The organism is Kocuria salina, from assembly GCF_013368965.1.
In the GTDB taxonomy this organism is placed as follows: Bacteria; Actinomycetota; Actinomycetes; order Actinomycetales; family Micrococcaceae; genus Kocuria; species Kocuria rosea.
Window position 1 is genome coordinate 235944 of record NZ_SSSF01000002.1, and the last position, 19199, is coordinate 255142.

Below are 19199 nucleotides of genomic sequence, written 5' to 3' on the forward strand. Positions count from 1 at the left end.
GGGGCCGGGACGGATCCCGGCCCCCGGTCACCAGATGCGCACGCGCTCCACCTCGGGCAGCCACAGCGCGTCCGTCTCCCGCACCCCGAACGCCTCGTAGAACGCGGGGACGTTGCGGACCGTCTGGTTCGCCCGGAACTCGTTGGGGGAGTGCGGGTCGGTGGCGATGCGGTGGCGCAGCGCCTCGTCGCGGGACTTCTGCTGCCACACGTAGGCCCAGGACAGGAAGAGTCGCTGCTCGGGGCTGTAGCCGTCGATCAGCTCCCCGGGGCCGAAGGCGCTGCCGGTCTCCCGGGACATCCGCCACGCCTGGTGGGCGATCGTGAGCCCGCCCAGGTCCCCGATGTTCTCCCCGAGGGTGAGCTCGCCGTTGACGTGCGTGCCCTCCTCCGCGAGCTGCTCCGGGACCAGGCGGTCGTACTGGCGCACCAGCTCCGCCGTGCGCTCCTCGAAGGCCTGCCGGTCGGCGTCGGTCCACCAGTTGCGCAGCCGGCCGTCGCCGTCGCAGGTCGAGCCCTTGTCGTCGAAGCCGTGGCCGATCTCGTGGCCGATCACGGAGCCGATCGCGCCGTAGTTCACGGCGTCGTCGGCGTCCTCGTCGAAGAACGGGGGCTGCAGGATCGCGGCCGGGAAGACGATCTCGTTGCGCAGCGGGTGGTAGTAGGCGTTGACCGTCTGCGGGGTCATGAGCCACTCGTGCTTCTCCACCGGTTGGCCCGCCTTGCGGACGAGCTCGGCGAGCCGGAACTCCGTGGTGCGGATCCGGTTGCCCACGAGGTCCTCGGGGTCGATCCGCAGGGAGGAGTAGTCCTTCCACTGCTCCGGGTAGCCGATCTTCGGGGTGAACTGGGAGAGCTTCTTCAGCGCCTCCTGGCGGGTCTCCTCGGTCATCCAGTCCAGGCCCGTGATCGAGACGCGGTAGGCCTCCAGGAGGTTGGCCACGAGCTCGTCCATCCGCTCCTTGGCGGTGGGGGAGAAGTGCGCGGCGACGTAGAGCTCGCCCACGGCCTCGCCGAGGACCCCGTTGACGAGCTCGACCCCGCGCTTCCAGCGGTCCTTGAGCCGCGGGGTCCCCGAGAGCACGGTGCCGTAGAAGGCGAAGTCCTCCTCGACGAACGCGGAGGACAGGTAGGAGGCGCGCGCGGAGACCAGGTGCCAGCGGGCCCAGGACCGCCAGGCCGGCAGCAGCTCGTCGACGAGCAGCTCCTCGACCCCGGTGAAGAAGCTCGGCTGGGCGTTGACCACGGTGCGCAGCGCCGTCGCGGGCAGCTCCGCGCCCTCGGCCAGGAGCCGCCAGTCGAGGACCGCGGCGGAGGCCGCGAGCTCCTCGAAGCCCATGGGGTTGTACATCTTGGTGAGGTCGCGGACCGTGACCTTGTCCCAGTGGTGGGCGGCGATCCGCGTCTCGAGGTCCACCACGGCGCGGGCCTGCTCCTCGGCGTCCTCGACCCCGGCCAGGGACAGCATGGTCCGCACGTGCTCCAGGTACTTCCCGCGGATCGCGGCGTGCTGGTCGTCCCGGTAGTACTCCTCGTCGGGCAGGCCCAGCCCCGACTGCCCCACGAACACGAGCTGGCGCTCGGGGTCGCCCGGGTCGGCGTCGACGTCCACGCCGACCAGGCCGCCCGCACCGCGGCGGATCATCCGGCCCAGGTGGCGCACCAGGCCGGGCACGTCCGCCACGGCGTCGACCTCCGCGAGATCCGGGGCGAGGGGGGAGGCGCCGAGCGCCTCGATCCGCTCCTCGTCCATGAAGGACGCGTAGAGGTTCGCGATCTTGGACTCCACGGCCTCCGGGTCCCCGGCGCGGGCACGGGTGATGAGCTCGCGCACGGCGGCCTCCGCCTGGTCCCGCAGCTCGATGAACGCGCCCACGGACGGCTTGTCGTCGGGGATCTCGGTCCGGCGCTGCCAGGTGCCGTTGACGTGGCGGTAGAGGTCGTCCTGGGGGCGGACGGAGCGGTCGAAGCCGGAGAGGTCGAACACCGAAGAGGTCACCGTGGATGTCATGCCCACCACGTTAACCGGCTCCCGGCGGAGCGGGCGGGCTGTTCCCCGACCGCTTAACCCGGTTCGTCCCGGGTCCGGCCCGCGTGCGCCCCGGGGCCGGACCCGGCGGGACCGTCCTCCCGGGTCAGGACCGGCCGCCGGTGAACCGCGGCGGGCGCTTCTGCTGGAACGCGGCGAAGCCCTCGGCGTAGTCGGCGCTGCGGCACAGCTCGCCCTGCACCCGGTTCTCGTTCTCCACGGACTCCCACAGCCCCAGGCGCTCGTCGCGGATCTGGGCCACGAGCTCGCGGGAGGCGAGGAACGCGCCGGTCGCGCCCTCGGCCACGGCCGCCGCCTTGGCCCGGGTGAGCTCGAGCAGCTCGTCGGCGGGCACCGAACGGCTGAACAGCCCGGAGCGCACGGCCTCCTGGCCGCTCATCAGCTCGGCCGTGTAGATGAGGTCCAGGGTCCGGTGGGCGCCGAGCCGCTCGGTGAACAGGGCGTGCCCGCCCGAGTCGAGGGTCGCCCCGAGGTTCGCGAACGGGGAGCCGATCTTGGCGCTGTCCGCGACGTAGACCACGTCCGTGGCGATCGCCAGGCCGAGCCCCACACCCAGGCACGGGCCCTGCACGGCGGCGAACGTCGGGGCGGGGAACCGGGTCATGGCGCGCAGCAGCGGGGTGACCTTCCCGGCCAGGTAGCCGTGGGCGTCGTCGCTCGCGGGGTCCACGGCGGAGATGTCCCGGCCGGCGCAGAAGCCGCGGCCCTCGCCGCGCAGCACGAGGGCGCGGACGCCCGCCTGCGCCGCCTCGGCGTAGGCGTCGCCGAGCTCGGTGAGCGCGGCCTCGTCCAGGGCGTTCATCCTGCCGGGTGCGTTCAGCACCACTTCGGCCACGGATCCGTCGATGGTCAGGTCGATCACTGCTGCTCCTCGGTGAGGTCGGGACTGGGGGCGGGACGGCCCGGGGGCCCGGCACCTGCACGGTGCCGGGCCCCCGGAGCGAGCGGCTCAGGCGTCGAAGTCGACGGTGAGCTGCTCGGAGGTGGGACGCGTCTGGCAGGTGAGCACGTAGCCCTTCTCGATCTCGTCCTTCTCGAGGGCGTAGTTCTCCTCCATCACGAACTCCCCGGAGACGACCTTCGCGCGGCACGTGCCGCACACCCCGCCGGCGCACGCGAACGGGACGTCGGGGCGGACCCGCAGGGCGGCGTTGAGGACGGTCTCCTGGGCGTTCTTGGGGGACTCGATCGAGGAGGAGAGCCCGTCCAGGGTGAAGGTGATGTCGTACTTCTCGCCCGACGGGTCCGCCGGGACCACGCGTCCCTGCTGCCCCTGGGGGGTCTCGGGACGGCCGGTGCTGAACAGCTCGAAGCGGATCTTCTCCTCCGGCACGCCGCGCTCCGCGAGGGTGTCCCGGCACAGCTGGACGAGCTCGAACGGCCCGCACAGGAACCACTCGTCCGTCCGGTCCACCTGGAGCACCTCGTCCAGGATGTCCTGGAGCTTGTCGGCGTCGATCCGCCCGGACATCAGCGGGCTGATCCGCTGCTCGCGGGAGAGCACGTGGTGGACCGCCAGGCGGGACGGGTACTTGTCCTTGAGGTCCCCGAGCTCCTCGGCGAACATGACCTCCATCGCGGAGCGGTTCGCGTAGACGAGGTCGAACGTGGAGGACTCCGAGGCGCGCAGCACGGCCTTGGCGATCGCCATGATCGGGGTGATCCCGGAGCCCGCGGCGAAGGCCACGAGGTGGACGGACGCGTTCTTGGCGACCTCCTCGGCGGCGAGCCGCTCGGGGTCGTTCATGCTGGTGAGCCCGAGCTTGGAGATGAACGCGCCCTGCGGGTTCATGACGTCGAGCGTGTCGCCGGCCCGCAGGGAGCTGTTGGCCCAGGTGGAGAAGACCCCGCCGATGTCCTGCTTGATCGCCACCCGGATCTCGCCCGGCCGCGGCTCCGCGCAGATCGAGTAGGACCGGCGGACCTCCTGCCCGTCGATGTGGGCGCGCAGCGCCACGTACTGCCCGGGCAGGTAGTCGTAGTCGTCCACGAGCTCCGGGGGCACCGTGAAGGCCACCTCGACGGAGTCCGCGGTGAGCTTGCGGACCTGGGAGACCTCGAGGGTGTTGAACGTGGCCCGGCGCCGGGCGGGGGTGGTGATCTCGGTCATCAGTGCACCTTGAAGTAGTCGAAGGGTTCCAGGCACTCGTTGCAGACGTGGAGCGCCTTGCAGGCGGTGGACCCGAAGCGGGTCAGCTCGCGGGTGTTCAGGGAGTGGCAGCGCGGGCACTTGACGGTGAGCCCCAGCCGGACGGGGCCGGCGGCGGCCCGGCCGCTGGGCGGGGCGATGCCGTACTCGTCGAGCTTGCGCCTGCCCTCGTCGCTCATCCAGTCCGTGGTCCACGCCGGCTGCAGCACGAGGTCGACCCGCACGTCGTCGTAGCCCTCGGCGTTGAGCGCCCGGGTGACGTCCGTGGTGATGGTCTCCATCGCGGGGCACCCGGAGTAGGTCGGGGTGATGACGACGACGGCGCGCGCGCCCTCCAGCCGGGCGTCCCGCAGGATGCCGAGGTCGGCGATGGAGAGCACGGGGACCTCGGGGTCGTTCACCGTGGCGGCGATGTCCCAGACGCGGCCGGCGGCCTCGTCCCGGGGGCGCAGCTCGCGGCCGGTCACCTGCGTGGCGCCCGTCTGCTCGGAGCCGGTCATCGTCATCGCCTCCTCACCAGGTGGCGCCGGGATGCCGGCGGGCCAGCACCTGCATCTCGGCGAGGATGTGGCCGCGCTGCTCGCTGAACTGCCCCGAGCGGTCGCCGCCCCAGGCACCCAGGACCTCGGGGACGGACAGCCCCGCCTCGTCGAGGATCGCGGTGATCCGGCGGTCGAAGTCGGCGCGCAGGGAGGACGGGAGCACGGCGACGTCCCCGAGGGACTCGACGAGCTCGTCGTCGTGGAACAGCTCGTCCACGTAGGGCCACATGTAGGTGAGGCCGGCCTGGACGCGGCGCTTGGACTCCTCCGTGCCGAGGCCCAGGCGCAGGATCCACTGGCTCGCGTGGTCCTGGTGGTACTCGACCTCCTTGAGCGCCTTGTCCGCGATGGCCGCGAGCGTCGGGTCGGTGGAGCGGACGAGGCGGCGGTAGAGCTCGTACTGGTAGTAGGAGAAGATCAGCTGCCGGGCGATGGTCTGCCCGAAGTCGCCGTTCTCCTGCTCCACGAGGCGGCAGGAGCGGAACTCCTCCTCGTCGCGGAAGTAGGCGAGGTCGTCCTCGGTCTTCCCCCACGCGGTGCCCGCGTAGGTGAGCAGGAAGCGGGCGTGCCCGAGCAGGTCCAGGGCGATGTTGGCCAGCGCGATGTCCTCCTCGAGCTCCGGGGCCCGGGCGATCCACCAGCCGAGGCGCTGGGCGAGCATCAGGGCGTCGTCGCCCAGGTACAGGGCGTAGCGGGCCACGTCCTCGGGGGCCTTCGCGCCGCCGGCCCGGATGTCCTCCGCGGTGATGGCGTCGCCCGCGCTCTGCCGGGTCGCGGACTCGTGGGATGCGAAGCTCACAGGTGCTTCACCCCTTCGCTCTTGGTGTAGTACGTGGCGTGGCGGTAGCTCTTGCCCTGGGCGGACTCGAAGAACCCGCCCTTGGAGTCGGGGTCCGAGGCGGTGATGGCCGCGGAGGGCACCACCCACACGGAGGTCCCCTCGTTGCGGCGGGTGTAGAGGTCCCGGGCGTTGCGCACGGCCATCGTGGCGTCCGGGGCGTGCAGGGATCCGGCGTGGACGTGGGAGAGCCCGCGCGAGGACCGCACGAACACCTCCCACAGGGGCCACTCGTCCGAGGGCGCGCCGATCGGGCTCACGGTGTTATCGCTCATGCTCAGGCTCCGATGAGTTCGGCGGAGGCGCGCTCCGCGGCGGTCTTGCGGGCGTAGGCGGCGGCGGCCTCGCGGACCCAGGCGCCGTCCTCGTGCGCCGTGCGGCGGCGCTGCATGCGCTGGAGGTTGCACGGGCCCCGGCCGCCGACGACGGCCTTGAACTCGTCCCAGTCCAGCGGTCCGTAGTCGTAGTGGCCGCGCTCCTCGTTCCACTTGAGGTCCGGGTCCGGCAGGGTCAGGTCCAGTGCCGCGGCCTGCTCCACGATCATGTCCACGAAGCGCTGGCGCAGCTCGTCGTTGGAGAAGCGCTTGATGTTCCACGCCATGGACTGCTTCGAGTTGGGCGAGTCGTCGTCCGGGGGGCCGAACATCTGCAGCGAGGGGCCGTAGAAGCGGTTCACGGCGTCCTGGGCCATCTGCTTCTGGGCGGGCGTGCCGTGGGAGAGCTCGTAGAGGATCTCCCAGCCCTGGCGCTGGTGGAAGGACTCCTCCTTGCAGATGCGGACCATGGCCCGGCCGTAGGGGCCGTAGGAGGCCCGGCACAGCGGAACCTGGTTGGCGATCGCCGCGCCGTCCACGAGCCAGCCGATGGCGCCCATGTCGGCCCAGGTGCGCGCGGGGTAGTTGAAGATCGAGGAGTACTTGGCCCGGCCGTCCAGCAGCTGCTGGTTGAGCTCGGAGCGGGGGGTGCCCAGGGTCTCGGCGGCGGAGTAGAGGTACAGCCCGTGGCCGGCCTCGTCCTGCACCTTGGCCATGAGGATGGCCTTGCGCTTGAGGGACGGCGCCCGGGAGATCCAGTTGCCCTCCGGCTGCATGCCGATGATTTCGGAGTGGGCGTGCTGCGAGACCTGGCGGACCAGGGTCTTGCGGTAGGCGGCGGGCATCCAGTCGCGCGGCTCGATCCGGGAGTCCTCGGCGATGATGCGGTCGAAGTGCTCCTCGCCCGCGCGGTCCAGCTCCGCCTGCTCGGCCGCGTCCGCGGCGGGCACGGCGTGGAGCCCCGTGTTCTGCGTAGTCATGGTGTCCCTCTTCCGACGAGATGGCGCCGCGGGGCGGGAGGGCCGCACGCGACTAACTGACCGTTCGTTCAGAATATAAGCCCCCGGGGGTGGCGTCAACAGGTGACGCCGATGGCGTGCCCCCACGCTCCTCCGGGGCGGTGCGGGTTGACACGGGCGGCGGAGTGGGATTGTCTACTGAACATTCGGTCGTGAACTGTGAGGAGAGTTACATGTCCCAGGGCCATCCGATCCTCGCGGGGGACCACACCTCGCGCTGGATGGGCATCACCGTGGACCGTGCCGAGTACGGCCACGCCCAGATCCGCATGACCCTGCGGGAGGAGATGCTCAACGGGTTCGGCATCGCCCACGGCGGCATGGTCTTCGCCTTCGCGGACACCTGCTTCGCCCTCGCCTGCAACGACCCCGCCGGGGACGGCACCACCATCACGGTGGCCGCGGGAGTGGACATCAACTTCCTCGCCTCGGCCTACCGCGGGCAGGAGCTCACCGCCGTGGGGACCGTGCGCGCCCAGGCGGGGCGCAGCGGCGTCTACGACATCCAGGTCCTGGCCGACGGCCGGCTCATCGCCGAGTTCCGGGGCCGCAGCCGCACCATCCCCAACCCCGCCCTCCGCGCGGCGAAGCCCGCGGAGCGCCCTGCCGAGGACCCTGCCGGGGACCCGGCCGCGCAGCCCGTCCTGCAGTCCGCCCAGCCGTCCGCCCCGCAGCCCGAGGAAGTCTGACATGACCGAGTGCTCCGTCCCGAACCCCTACACCCCCGCCCCCGCCCCGGCGGACCGGTCGCGGCCGGACCCCGAGGAGACGATGAGCCGGGACCAGATCGAGTCCCTGCAGGTCGAGCGGCTGCGCTGGACCCTGCACCACGCCTACGAGAACGTCGCCGCCTACACGGAGCTCTTCGACGGGCACGGCGTGCACCCCGGCGACTTCAAGGAGCTCGAGGACCTCCGGCTCTTCCCGTACACGGACAAGGAGTTCCTGCGGAAGGCGTATCCGTTCAAGTCCCTCGCGGTGCCGATGTCCGAGGTCCGGCGGATCCACGCCTCCTCCGGCACCACCGGGCAGCCCACCGTGGTGGCCTACACGCAGAACGACATCGACACCTGGGCGGGCCTCGTGGCCCGCTGCTTCCGGCTCTCGGGCGTGCGCCCCGGGGACAAGGTGCACAACGCCTACGGCTACGGTCTGTTCACGGGCGGGCTCGGTGCCCACTACGGCGCCGAGCGCCTGGGCTGCGCCGTCATCCCGATGTCCGGCGGGCAGACCGAGAAGCAGGTCCAGATGATCCGGGACTTCCAGCCCGAGGCCATCCTCTCGACCCCCACCTACCTGCTGACCATCGCCGACGGCTTCAGGAAGCTCGGCCTGGACCCGCGGGAGACGTCGCTGCGCACCGCGGTGCTCGGGGCGGAGCCCTGGACCGAGGAGATGCGCCGGGAGATCGAGACGGCCTTCGACGTCGACGCGTGCGACATCTACGGCCTCTCCGAGGTCATGGGCCCCGGCGTGGCCGGCGAGTCCGCCGCGTCCAAGGACGGCTCGCACATCTGGGAGGACCACTTCCGCCCCGAGATCATCGACCCGTTCACGGACGAGGTCCAGGACACCGGCCGGCCCGGCGAGCTCGTGTTCACGGCGCTCACCAAGGAGGCCCTCCCGATCATCCGCTACCGCACCCACGACCTGACCCGCCTGCTGCCCGGCACGGACCGGCCCGGGCACCGGCGGATGGGCCGGATCACGGGCCGTTCCGACGACATGATCATCCTGCGCGGGGTCAACCTGTTCCCCTCCCAGATCGAGGAGCTCGCCCTGCAGGTGCCGGAGCTGAGCCCGCACTTCACGCTCGAGATCACCCGCCCGCACCGGATGGACCAGATGACCATCAACATCGAGCGGCGCGAGCAGGTGACGGTCGAGGCCGCCGAGGCGGGCGGCCAGAAGCTCCTGCACGCCATCAAGACGAAGATCGGCTCCTCGGCCTCGATCCGGATCGCCGAGCCGGGGACCCTCGCCCGGTCCTCCGGCAAGCTGCGCCGCGTCTACGACCACCGCAAGGACGCGTGACGCCCCGGCGCCGACCCGCGCCGCGGCGGGCCCCTGGGGCGGCTCGGGGGCCCGCCGCGGCATAAGATCGTTGTCCTGCCCGTCCCCACCGAGATCGAGGTCCCCATGACGCACGCACCGGCGCCCGCCCCTCCGGACGGCGCGGCCCCGCGCCGGGGCCGGCCCGGCTACGACCGCGAGACGCTGCTCGGCGTGTGCGTGGAGGTCTTCAACGTGCACGGCTACGACGCCACGTCGATGGGCACGCTGTCCAAGCACCTGGGGATCTCCAAGTCCGCGATCTACCACCACGTGGAGTCCAAGGAGGAGATCCTCGAGCAGGCGCTGGGCCGGGCCCTCGACGCGCTCGAGGAGGTCCTGGCCGCCGCCGAGCGGACGGAGGCCCCGGCGGTCGAGCGGCTCGAGCAGGTGATCCGCGGGACCGTGCACGTGCTCGTGGAGCAGATGCCGTACGTGACCCTGCTGCTGCGGCTGCGGGGCAACTCGGAGGTCGAGACGCGGGCCCTCGAGCGCCGCCGCACGGTGACCCGCCGGGTCGGCGCGCTCATCGAGCAGGCGCAGGCGGAGGGCGACCTGCGCCGCGACCTCAGCGGCCGGTCCGCCTCGCGGCTGCTCCTGGGCATGATCAACTCGATCGTCGACTGGTACCGGCCGGACCCGGACAAGGGCGACGACGGACTGGCCGACACCGTGGTCGCGCTCGCCTTCTCGGGGCTGCGGGCCTCCTGAGCCCTCGCCCGGTCGCTCCGCCGAGCCCCGACCGCGGAGGCCGCTCGCCGCCGGGTCCCCCCGAAGCACGCGATCCCCCACGCCCGGTGCGTGAGGGATCGCGTGCTTCGTGGGGACCCGACAGTCCGGGCGGGTCTCGCCCGGGTCAGGCGGTGGGCCAGGTCTTCGCGACCAGGGTCAGCACGTCGTAGGTCGCCACGATCTCGTCGTGCTGGTTGTGCAGGATCGCGTCCCAGCAGACCTCGCCGTACTCGTCGGTGACCCGCGGGGTGATCTGCTTGGCGGTGAGGGTCACCCGGATGGCGTCGTCGTAGGTCACCGGCGTGATGAAGCGCAGGTTCTCCAGGCCGTAGTTCGCCAGGACGGGACCGGGGGCGGGCTCCACGAACAGCCCGGCGGCCCAGGAGACCAGCAGGTAGCCGTGGGCCACCCGGCGCGGGAAGAACGGGTTGGCCGTGGCGGCCTCCTCGTCGGTGTGCGCGTAGAAGGTGTCGCCGGTCTTCTCGGCGAACTCGGTGATGTCCTCGAGGGTCACGGTGCGCAGCTCGGAGGCGAACTGGTCGCCGATCCGCAGCGTCTCCAGGGACTTGCGGAACGGGTGCTCGCCGGTGCCGTTCTCGACCGCCTCGCGGGTCACGGTGTTCGCCGCGGCGCCCCGGTGCCAGACCCCGGTCACCGCCGTGAGGATGTCCGGGGGTCCCTGGATCGCGGTGCGCTGCATGTAGTGCTTGACGCCGCGCACGCCGCCCAGCTCCTCGCCGCCGCCGGCGCGGCCGGGGCCGCCGTGGACCAGGTGCGGCATGGGGGAGCCGTGGCCGGTGGAGGTCTTCGCGTCCTGGCGGTTGAGGAAGTGCACGCGCCCGTGGTGCGAGCCGATGCCCGCGGTGAACCGGGCGGCGGTCGCGCCGTCGTTCGTGCACACGGTCGCCACGAGCGAGCCGCCGCCGAGCGCGGCGAGCCGCACGGCGTCGTCGACGTCGGTGTAGCCGAGCACGGAGGTGACGGGGCCGAAGGCCTCGACGAAGTGCACCTCCGGGGTGTCCGGGTCGTCGAAGGACAGCACCGTGACGGGGAAGAAGGCGCCCGCCCCGGTGTCGGCGTCGCCGACGGAGGCGTCCGGGCCGCCCAGGCGGACGGTGCCGCCGGCGGCGACCAGGCGCTCCACGGCCTTGCGGACCTCGCCCTGCTGCTCCTTGGATGCCAGGGCGCCCATGGTGACGCCCTCGGTGCGGGGGTCGCCGATGACCACGCGCTGCTGCACGCGCTCGGCGACGGCGGCCACGACGTCCTCCACGCGGTCCTGCGGGACGATGACGCGCCGGATGGCCGTGCACTTCTGCCCGGCCTTGGAGGTGATCTCGACGAACACCGCCTTCACGAAGGCGTCGAACTCCGGGGTCTCCGGGGTGGCGTCGGGGCCGAGGATCGCGGCGTTGAGGGAGTCCGTCTCGGCGGTGAAGCGCACTCCGCCGTCGATGACGTTCTCGTGGTGGCGCAGCGACTGCGCGGTGCCGGCGGAGCCGGTGAAGGCCACGTGGTCGCGGTAGTCCAGGTGGTCGAGCAGGTCCCGGGCGGAGCCGGAGACCAGCTGCAGGGAGCCCTCCGGCAGGATGCCGGAGTCGATCATCAGGCGCACGCAGGCGGCCGTGACGTAGCCGGTCGGCGTGGCCGGCTTCACCAGGGTCGGCATGCCGGCGATGAAGGCGGGGGCGAACTTCTCGAGCATGCCCCACACCGGGAAGTTGAACGCGTTGATCTGCACGGCGACGCCGGGCATGCGGGTGTAGATGTGCTCGCCCAGGAAGGACCCGTCCTTGGAGAGCTGCTCCACCGCCCCGTCCACGACGACGTTGGCGTTGGGCAGCTCGCGCCGGCCCTTGGAGGAGAACGTGAAGAGGGTGCCGATGCCGCCGTCCACGTCGAAGAAGTGGTCCTTCAGCGTGGCCCCGGTCGAGTAGGAGACGTCGTAGAGCTCCTGCTTGTGCTCGGTGAGGTACTGGGCGAGCTCCTTGAGCTTGAGCGCCCGCTCGTGGATGGTGAGCTCCCGGAGGGAGCGCTGCCCCACGGTCCGGCCGTAGTCCACGGCGGAGGCGATGTCGATGCCGTCCGTGGACACGCGCGCCACGACCTCGCCGGTCGAGGCGTCGGCCACCTCCGTCACCTTCTGCGGGTTCTCCGGCGACCACCACCGGCCCCTCAGGTAGCTGGGGAGGATGGTCTGGGTCTGTGCTGCCACGGTGCGTGGTCCTTTCGCTCGGGTGCGCGCGGGCGGCCGGTCCGTCGCCCGCATCCTGACCGATCGTTCGGTATTATGACCACGATAACCTACGTCACACCCCGGGACCACTGCCCCACGGTGGTCCTGCCCCGTCGCCGAGCGCCCGAGGAGTGCCATGACCACGACCGAGACCCACGAGCCCTGGCGCATCGTCCTGGGCGAGCTCGACGAGAAGATGGGCGTCACCGTCCTCGAGGAGTCGGCGGAGCGCGTGGTCGCCTCCATGCCCGTCGAGGGCAACCGCCAGTCGCTGGGCCTGCTCCACGGCGGCGCCATGGTGGCCCTCGGCGAGGCCGTCGGTTCCTGGGCCGCGGTGATCCACGCCTCCACGATGGGCAAGGACGCCGTGGGCGTGGACGTCAACGCCACCCACCACCGGTCGTCCCGCACGGGCACCGTGACCGCCACGGCCACCGCCCTGCAACTCGGACGCTCCCTCACGTGCCACGAGGTGGTCCTCGAGCACGAGGACGGCGCCCGGCTGTGCACCGTGCGGATCACCAACTTCCTCAAGGACAAGCCGCAGCAGGCCACGAACCCCGCCGAGGGCTAGACCGGGAACCAGGCCCGGGGTCCGCCCGCCGGCGGGTCAGGACGCCGGACGGGAGCGGATCAGGACGGGCCGTGGAGCCGCCGGCGCAGGGCGGCCAGCTCCTCGGGCGACAGCCCGGCGTCCACGAGCCAGCGCTCGGCGTCGAACCCGTCCAGCAGCTCCTCGAGGGCCGCGCGACGCCCCGCGAGCAGCGGGGCGAGCTCGTGCTCGGGGTGGTGGCGCTCGACCGGGTGGGGGACGGGCGAGACGCGGTGCCACTCGTTGATCCCGCGCGCGGCGGCCTCGTCCTCCGCGACGAGGCGCTCCGGGGGCGCTCCGGCCAGCCCCAGGAGCAGCAGCGCGAGCACCCCGGTGCGGTCGCGGCCGGCCGAGCAGTGCACCACCACGGCGCCCTCGGCGGTCGCCACCGCCCGCACCGCCTCGGCCAGGAAGGCCGGGAACAGCCGCAGGTAGTCGCGGTAGCCGCGCGGGTGGTGGAGGTAGGGCGTGCCCACCAGCGGGAACTGCGGATGGGCGGGGTCCTCGGTGGGGCGGTGCAGGACCGTGATGCCGGCGCGGGCGGCCGGGTCGTCCGCGGGGTCCGTGGGCCGGCGCCGCCGCTCGTCCGCGTTGCGCAGGTCCACGACCGTGCGCACCCCGTCCGCCGCGGCGGCGCGCCACCCCGAGGGGCTCAGCCGCTCGGAGCGGCCCATCCGCCACACGTCGCCGGCCAGGCGCCGGGCGTTGAGCGCGCCGTCCCACGCGGCGGGGGTCCCGGGCTGTGCGTGCATGCCCCCACCCTAGGACCCGCGTCCGACGGCGCGTCCCGCCCGCCCGCGCCCGGGAGGGCGGGACGGCAGGGGGCGGGTGCTACTGGTCGTAGTCGAAGAAGCCCTTGCCGGTCTTGCGGCCGAGCTCGCCGCGGGCCACCATGTCCCGCATCAGCTGCGGGGGGGCGAAGCGCGGGCCGAGCTGCGACTCGAGGTACTCGGCGATGCCCAGGCGCACGTCCAGGCCCACGATGTCCGTCAGGGCCAGGGGGCCGACCGGGAACCTGTAGCCCAGGACCATGGCGTTGTCGATGTCGGCGGGAGAGGCCACGCCCTCCTCGACCATCCGGATGGCCTCGAGGGCGATCGCCACGCCCAGCCGCGACGAGGCGAAGCCGGGGGCGTCGTTGACGACCACCGGGGTCTTGCCGAGGCCCTCGACCCACTGCACCGAGAGCCGTCTGAGCTCCTCGCCGGTGTGCTTCGAGTTCACGACCTCCACGAGCTTCGAGGCCGGCACGGGGTTGAAGAAGTGCAGCCCGCAGAACCGCTCGGGGCGTCCCAGCTGCTCGGCCAGCCCGTCCACGGACAGCGAGGAGGTGTTGGTGGCCAGCCACGCGGTCTCGGGGAGGTGGCGCTCGACCTCCTGCAGGGCCGCGACCTTCAGGTCCCACGCCTCGGGGACGGCCTCGACGACGAGCTCGCAGTCCGCGAAGTCGGCGTGGTCGAGGGAGACGGTCAGGTTCTCGGCCCACTCGTCCAGGTTGCCGTCCACGCCCCCGCGCTCCAGGGACTTGGCGAGGTCCCGCTCGATCCGCTCGCGGGCGGCCTCCGCTGCCTGCCCGTCCCGCTCCACCACGGTCACCCTCGCCCCGGCGAGCAGGAAGGCGTGGGCGATGCCCGCGCCCATGCGGCCTCCGCCCAGGACGCCGACGACGGCGGGAACGGCCAGTGCGTGCTTCTCGGTCATGGTCGGGGTGCTCCTACTTCTTGTTCTTCTTGCGGTCCAGGAAGGTCTGCATGCGGTCGAACTTCGCCTCCGACTCGAAGAGCACGGCCTGGGCCAGCTCGTCGATGTGCGGGTGGGCGGACGGGGGTGCCGCGAAGACCCGCTTGGAGATCCGCACGGCCAGGGGGTCCTGGGCGCTGATCCGGTCGGCGAGCGCGTGCGCGGCGCCGACGAGCTCCGCGGGCTCGTGCAGCTCGGTGACGAGGTGCAGGGCCAGGGCCTCGTCCGCGCCGAGGAGCCGGCCGGCGAGCAGGATGTCCAGGGCGACCGCCTCGCCGACCAGCTCCTTGAGCCGCCACAGCCCGCCGGCGGCGGCGATGATGCCCAGGTTCGTCTCCGGCTGGCCGATCGTGAGGTGCGGGGTGGCGATGCGGAAGTCCGCGGCGTAGGCCAGCTCCGCGCCGCCGCCCAGGGCGTAGCCGTCGATCGCGGCGATCACCGGCATGGGCAGCCTGTGGATGCGGTCGAAGATCCGGGAGTTGATCCCGGCCAGGGCGTCGTCGCGGCGGCGTTCCCGCAGCTGGGCGATGTCGGCGCCGGAGGCGAAGATCCCCCGGCCGTTCACCTCGGTGCCGGAGAGGATCAGGATCTTCGGGTGCCGCTCGAGGTGGCCGCACACGGTGTGCAGCTCCTCGACCATGGTCGCGTCGATGGCGTTGCGCACGTCGGGGCGGTCCAGGACCACGTGCAGGCGGTCCTCGCGCTCCTCGAGCCGCAGGGCGGTGAACTCCGCGCCGAGGATCTCGCTGGGCCCGACCATCAGAGCTTCTCCACGAGCATCGCGGTGCCCTGGCCCACGCCCACGCACATGGTGGCCAGGCCGCGGTCGGCGCCCTCGCGCTCCATCCGGCCCAGCAGCGTCACCACGAGCCGGGAGCCGGAGGAGCCCAGCGGGTGGCCGAGCGCGATCGCCCCGCCGTCGTTGTTGACGGTGCCGGCGTCGAGGCCGAGGCGGCGGATGCAGGCCAGGGACTGGGATGCGAAGGCCTCGTTGAGCTCGACCGCCCCGAGGTCGCCGATGCCCCATCCGGTGCGCTGGAGCACCTTCTGGGTGGCGGGGACGGGGCCGATGCCCATGATCTCCGGGGCCACGCCGGCGGAGGCGCCGTCGACGATCCGGGCCCGGGCGGCCAGCCCGTACTTCTCGGCCGCGCGCTCGGAGACCACGAGGATCGCCGAGGCGCCGTCGTTGAGGGAGGAGGCGTTGCCGGCGGTGACGACCGTCCCGTGGTCCACCACGGGGCGCAGCTTCGCGAGGGCGTCCATCGTGGTGCCCGGGCGGGGGCCCTCGTCCGTGTCGACGACGGTCGTCGCACCCTTGCGGCCCGTGACGGTCACCGGGACGATCTCGGGGGCGAAGCGCCCGGCGTCGATCGCGGCGATCGCCTTCTCGTGGGAGGCCACGGCGAAGGCGTCGGCGTCCTCGCGCGAGATCCCGTCGACGATCGCGACCTCCTCGGCCGTCTCCGGCATCGAGTAGGTCATCTTGTCCTGCTTCTTGAACTCGGGGTTGGTGAAGCGCCAGCCGATGGAGGTGTCGAAGACGTCGCCGGGCTTCGCGAACGCCTTGGCCGGCTTCTCCATCACCCAGGGGGCGCGGGACATGGACTCCACGCCGCCGGCGACGACGATGTCGGCGGCGCCGGCCTTGATCATGTGGGAGGCCATGATGATGGCCGAGAGCCCGGAGGCGCAGAGCCGGTTGACGGTGATGCCGGGGACGGTGTCGGGGAAGCCGGCGAGCAGCCAGGCCATGCGGGCGACGTTGCGGTTCTCCTCGCCGGCGCCGTTGGCGTTGCCGAGGATCACCTCGTCGACGTCGTGCGGGTCGATCCCGGCGTCGGTCACCGCGTGCCTGACCACGAGGGCGGCGAGGTCGTCGGGGCGCACGCTCGCCAGCGCGCCGCCGTAGCGGCCCACCGGGGTGCGGGCCCCGCCGATGAGGAGGGCCTGAGGGGTTGCGGGCATGGGTGGGCTCCTGTCGCGACGGGGTGCGGCCGGCATCCGGGCATCGTCGCCCGAATTTACCGACCGATCGTTCATCAAACCTTCCCACGCGTGCGCCCGCGGGGTCAACAGCGCCGCGGCCGCGATCGGCTGTGGCCTGCTTCACAAATCAAGGTCCGGGGGCTACCGTGGAACTAATACAGCATTTGACTATCCCGGGCCCTGCGCGGCCCCACGAAGGAGACGGCACATGGGCACCACCAAGTCGTTCGCGTCCTCGGCGGACCTCGGCGAGAAGCAGAAGACCCTCGAGATCCTGGCCGAGGGCGTCTACGCCCTCACGGCCGAGGGGGACCCGAACATCGGGGCGATCGAGGGGGAGGACTTCCTGGTCTGCTTCGAGGCCCTGGCCACCCCCGTGGTGGCCGCCGAGTGGCTGGCGGAGCTGCGGAAGCACACCGACAAGCCGATCCGCTACCTGGTGCTCTCCCACTACCACGCGGTGCGCGTGCTCGGCGCCTCGGCCTTCCACGCCGAGACGATCGTCGCCCACGAGAACACCTACGACCTCATCGTGGAGCGCGGCAAGGAGGACTGGGCCTCCGAGTTCGGCCGCATGCCGCGCCTGGCCAAGGGCGCGGACACCGTCCCGGGCCTGACCTGGCCCACGGTGACCTTCCGGGACAAGCTGACCATCGACCTCGGCGGGGACCGCGGGGACCTCGTGCTCCAGCACTTCGGCCGCGGCCACACCGAGGGCGACATCGTCGCCTGGCTGCCCCAGCAGAAGATCCTCTTCGCCGGGGACCTGGTCGAGGCCGAGGCCGCCCTCTACACCGGGGACGCCTTCCACCGCGACTGGGCGAGCCACACCCTCGACGCCGTCAAGGCGCTGGGTGCGGAGCAGCTCGTGGGCGGGCGCGGGGCGGTCTCGAGGGGCCGGGAGGCCGTGGACGCGGCGATCGAGCAGACCCGCCGCTTCCTGGACGTCATGATCGAGGAGGTCGGCACCGTCCAGAAGAACGGCGGGACGCTCAAGGACGCCTTCGAGGCCGTGCACACCGCCCTCTACGACGACTTCGGCCACTGGCCGATCTTCGAGCACTGCCTGCCCTTCGACGTCTCCCGGCTGTGGGACGAGCTCTCGGGCATCGAGCGGCCCGTCATCTGGACCGCCGAGCGCGACCGCGAGGTCTGGGACCAGCTCCAGAACGGCTGACCCGGTCCCCACGAGCAGCGACACGAGAACGAGGAGGGCGACAGTGAGACGATTCAACTCCGGCAAGGTGCTGGTGCTCGGCAACGGGCCCGTGGGCCAGACCGCGGCGCTGCTGCTGGCGCGGTGGGGCATCCCCGTCACGGTCCTGGACGCCCGCGCCGAGCGGGACCCCATCGGGTCCAAGGCGATCTGCCAGCAGCGCGACGTCCTGGAGGTCTGGGAGGCCGTGGGCGTGGGCCGGCAGGTGGCCGCCGAGGGCGTCACGTGGGACACCGCGCGCACCTTCTACCGGGAGAAGGAGCTGTTCGCCCAGCCCTTCCGGGACAGGGGGCAGTCCCCGTTCCCCCCGTTCGTGAACATCTCCCAGACCCGCACCGAGGAGCTGCTCGCGCAGAAGATCGCCGCCGAGCCGCTGATCGAGGAGGTCTGGGGCCACGAGATCGTCTCGATCACCCAGGACGAGCGCTCCGTGACCGTGGTGTGCTCCTGCCGCGACGGGGGCCGGGCCGAGATCGTGGCCGACTACGCGATCGCCGCGCTCGGCTCGAAGGCGCGGTGGCTGCGCGACCAGCTCGGGGTGAGCTTCGACGGCCGCTCGTTCGAGGACAAGTTCCTGATCTGCGACATCCGGGCCGACATCCCCGGCTGGGCCACCGAGCGCCGCTTCTACTTCGACCCCGAGTGGAACCCCGGCCGGCAGGTGCTCATCCACCCGTGCCCGGACTCGACCTTCCGGATCGACTGGCAGGTGCCCGGCGACTACGACCTCGACGCCGAGGAGGCCTCCGGGGCCCTCGACGCGAGGATCCGCCAGATCATCGGGGACACGGACTACGAGATCGTCTGGAAGTCCGTCTACCGCTTCCACGCCCGGCTGGCCTCGCGGATGCGGGTGGGCCGGGTGCTGCTGGCCGGGGACTGCGCGCACATCGTCTCCCCGTTCGGCGCCCGCGGGCTCAACTCGGGCGTGGGCGACGCCGAGAACGCCGCCTGGAAGCTGACCTCGGTGCTGCGCGGCAACGCCGATCCGGCGCTGCTGGAGTCCTACGACGTCGAGCGCCGCGCCGCCGCCGTCGAGAACCTCGAGGTCACCGAGGCCACCATGGACTTCCTGGTGCCCCGCACCGAGGAGCAGCTGGCCGAGCGGCTCGCCAAGCTCGAGCGGGCGATCGGCGACCCGGCCGCGTCAACCTACGTGGACTCCGGGCGCCTGGCCGAGCCCTTCTGGTACGTCGACTCCCCGCTCACCACCCCGCACCCCACCCGGACCTTCGCCGGGCGCCCGCCCAAGGGGGAGGTCCCCGACCCCGTCCCCGGCGTGCTGCTGCCGGACGTCCCGGTCGCCGTCCCGGGCATCGCCGCCGACCGCGTCCGCGAGCTCGCCCGCTTCGGGATCCTGCTCCTCACCGGTCCGGCGGTCGACCAGGAGCTCGTGCGCGGGACCGCGCTCGCCGCCATCCGGTCCCCGCTGCGCCTGCACGCCATCGCGGACATCGACACCACCGGCAAGCTCGCCGAGGCGCTGAAGCCGGAGCCGACCGACGTGTGGGTGATCCGCCCCGACTCGCACATCGCGGCCGTGGTGGACGGCACGGACCCCCGGGCGCTGAGCCGGGCCCTGCAGAACACCGTCGCCGCCCCCGGTTCGGAGGCGGCCCGGGTCCTCGCCGAGCGCGAGCGGCCGCCCGGTCCCCCCAGGCGGCGGGGCTCCGCGCCGGAGACCGTGCCCCAGGAGGTCGCCGCCGCCGGCTGACGGCGGACCCGTGAGAT

General features: G+C 72.3%; 18 protein-coding genes. 6 read left to right on the plus strand and 12 right to left on the minus strand.

Going from position 1 to position 19199, the window contains the following annotated elements; genetic code table 11:
• Positions 1-27 precede the first annotated feature (27 nt).
• The 7 genes from E7Z53_RS05205 to paaA all read right to left on the minus strand — a co-directional run bounded on the left by E7Z53_RS05205 (position 28) and on the right by paaA (position 6872).
• A complete protein-coding gene (locus E7Z53_RS05205; RefSeq protein ID WP_176337334.1) occupies positions 28-2010 on the minus strand; it encodes a M13 family metallopeptidase in 1983 nt (660 codons plus the stop codon).
• 124 nt (positions 2011-2134) lie between these two features.
• The gene (locus tag E7Z53_RS05210) at positions 2135-2911 is read right to left on the minus strand and encodes an enoyl-CoA hydratase/isomerase family protein (RefSeq protein ID WP_095649814.1); all 777 of its coding nucleotides are present in this window, start codon (positions 2909-2911) and stop codon (positions 2135-2137) included.
• An 87-nt stretch (positions 2912-2998) separates the two neighbouring features.
• Complete coding sequence (paaE, locus tag E7Z53_RS05215; RefSeq protein WP_176337335.1) at positions 2999-4159, minus strand: 1,2-phenylacetyl-CoA epoxidase subunit PaaE; 1161 nt, start codon at positions 4157-4159, stop codon at positions 2999-3001.
• Positions 4159-4704, minus strand: a complete 546-nt coding sequence (gene paaD / locus E7Z53_RS05220) for a 1,2-phenylacetyl-CoA epoxidase subunit PaaD (protein WP_017833088.1) — start codon at positions 4702-4704, stop codon at positions 4159-4161. The genes paaE and paaD overlap by 1 nt, the downstream gene beginning before the upstream one ends.
• A 7-nt stretch (positions 4705-4711) precedes the next feature.
• A complete protein-coding gene (gene paaC / locus E7Z53_RS05225; protein ID WP_017833089.1) occupies positions 4712-5539 on the minus strand; it encodes a 1,2-phenylacetyl-CoA epoxidase subunit PaaC in 828 nt (275 codons plus the stop codon).
• Entirely contained in the window at positions 5536-5853 is a 318-nt protein-coding gene (gene paaB, locus E7Z53_RS05230) for a 1,2-phenylacetyl-CoA epoxidase subunit PaaB (protein WP_126350414.1), read from the minus strand. The genes paaC and paaB overlap by 4 nt, the downstream gene beginning before the upstream one ends.
• 2 nt (positions 5854-5855) lie before the next feature.
• Positions 5856-6872, minus strand: a complete 1017-nt coding sequence (gene paaA / locus E7Z53_RS05235; RefSeq protein WP_017833091.1) for a 1,2-phenylacetyl-CoA epoxidase subunit PaaA — start codon at positions 6870-6872, stop codon at positions 5856-5858.
• Between the two features lie 212 nt (positions 6873-7084).
• Between paaA and E7Z53_RS05240 the strand changes: the two genes are divergently transcribed.
• From E7Z53_RS05240 to E7Z53_RS05250, 3 genes are all read left to right on the plus strand, one after another.
• Positions 7085-7600: a hotdog fold thioesterase gene (locus tag E7Z53_RS05240; RefSeq protein WP_126350413.1), complete on the plus strand. Its 516-nt coding sequence runs from the start codon at positions 7085-7087 to the stop codon at positions 7598-7600.
• Between the two features lies 1 nt (position 7601).
• Positions 7602-8945 carry a phenylacetate--CoA ligase family protein gene (locus E7Z53_RS05245; protein WP_176337336.1) on the plus strand — a complete coding sequence of 448 codons (1344 nt, stop codon included), beginning with the start codon at positions 7602-7604 and terminating at the stop codon, positions 8943-8945.
• 105 nt (positions 8946-9050) lie between these two features.
• Complete coding sequence (locus tag E7Z53_RS05250; protein WP_109221762.1) at positions 9051-9674, plus strand: TetR/AcrR family transcriptional regulator; 624 nt, start codon at positions 9051-9053, stop codon at positions 9672-9674.
• A 145-nt stretch (positions 9675-9819) separates the two neighbouring features.
• On the opposite strand, the gene paaZ is transcribed toward E7Z53_RS05250, so the two are convergent.
• The gene (paaZ, locus tag E7Z53_RS05255) at positions 9820-11964 is read right to left on the minus strand and encodes a phenylacetic acid degradation bifunctional protein PaaZ (protein WP_440941480.1); all 2145 of its coding nucleotides are present in this window, start codon (positions 11962-11964) and stop codon (positions 9820-9822) included.
• Between the two features lie 103 nt (positions 11965-12067).
• Here paaZ and E7Z53_RS05260 point away from each other — a divergent pair, with 103 nt between their 5' ends.
• Positions 12068-12505: a hotdog fold thioesterase gene (locus E7Z53_RS05260; protein ID WP_176337338.1), complete on the plus strand. Its 438-nt coding sequence runs from the start codon at positions 12068-12070 to the stop codon at positions 12503-12505.
• 59 nt (positions 12506-12564) lie between these two features.
• Here the strand turns inward: E7Z53_RS05260 and E7Z53_RS05265 are convergent, their stop codons facing one another.
• The 4 genes from E7Z53_RS05265 to E7Z53_RS05280 form a co-directional block, all read right to left on the minus strand.
• Positions 12565-13275, minus strand: a complete 711-nt coding sequence (locus E7Z53_RS05265; RefSeq protein WP_095649812.1) for a tyrosine-protein phosphatase — start codon at positions 13273-13275, stop codon at positions 12565-12567.
• A gap of 79 nt (positions 13276-13354) precedes the next feature.
• Positions 13355-14224, minus strand: coding sequence for a 3-hydroxyacyl-CoA dehydrogenase family protein (locus tag E7Z53_RS05270; RefSeq protein WP_115163077.1), 870 nt, complete (start codon positions 14222-14224; stop codon positions 13355-13357).
• A 13-nt stretch (positions 14225-14237) separates the two neighbouring features.
• The gene (locus E7Z53_RS05275) at positions 14238-15023 is read right to left on the minus strand and encodes an enoyl-CoA hydratase/isomerase family protein (protein ID WP_115163076.1); all 786 of its coding nucleotides are present in this window, start codon (positions 15021-15023) and stop codon (positions 14238-14240) included.
• Complete coding sequence (locus E7Z53_RS05280; RefSeq protein WP_176337339.1) at positions 15023-16231, minus strand: thiolase family protein; 1209 nt, start codon at positions 16229-16231, stop codon at positions 15023-15025. Before E7Z53_RS05280 ends, E7Z53_RS05275 begins: the two co-directional genes overlap by 1 nt.
• A 229-nt stretch (positions 16232-16460) precedes the next feature.
• On the opposite strand from E7Z53_RS05280, the gene E7Z53_RS05285 reads away from it, so the two are divergent.
• A complete protein-coding gene (locus tag E7Z53_RS05285; RefSeq protein ID WP_017833101.1) occupies positions 16461-17429 on the plus strand; it encodes an MBL fold metallo-hydrolase in 969 nt (322 codons plus the stop codon).
• Positions 17430-17472: 43 nt separating this feature from the next.
• On the plus strand, positions 17473-19182 hold the full coding sequence (locus E7Z53_RS05290) for an FAD-dependent monooxygenase (RefSeq protein ID WP_176337340.1): 1710 nt from the start codon (positions 17473-17475) through the stop codon (positions 19180-19182).
• The last annotated feature ends 17 nt before the right edge of the window (positions 19183-19199 follow it).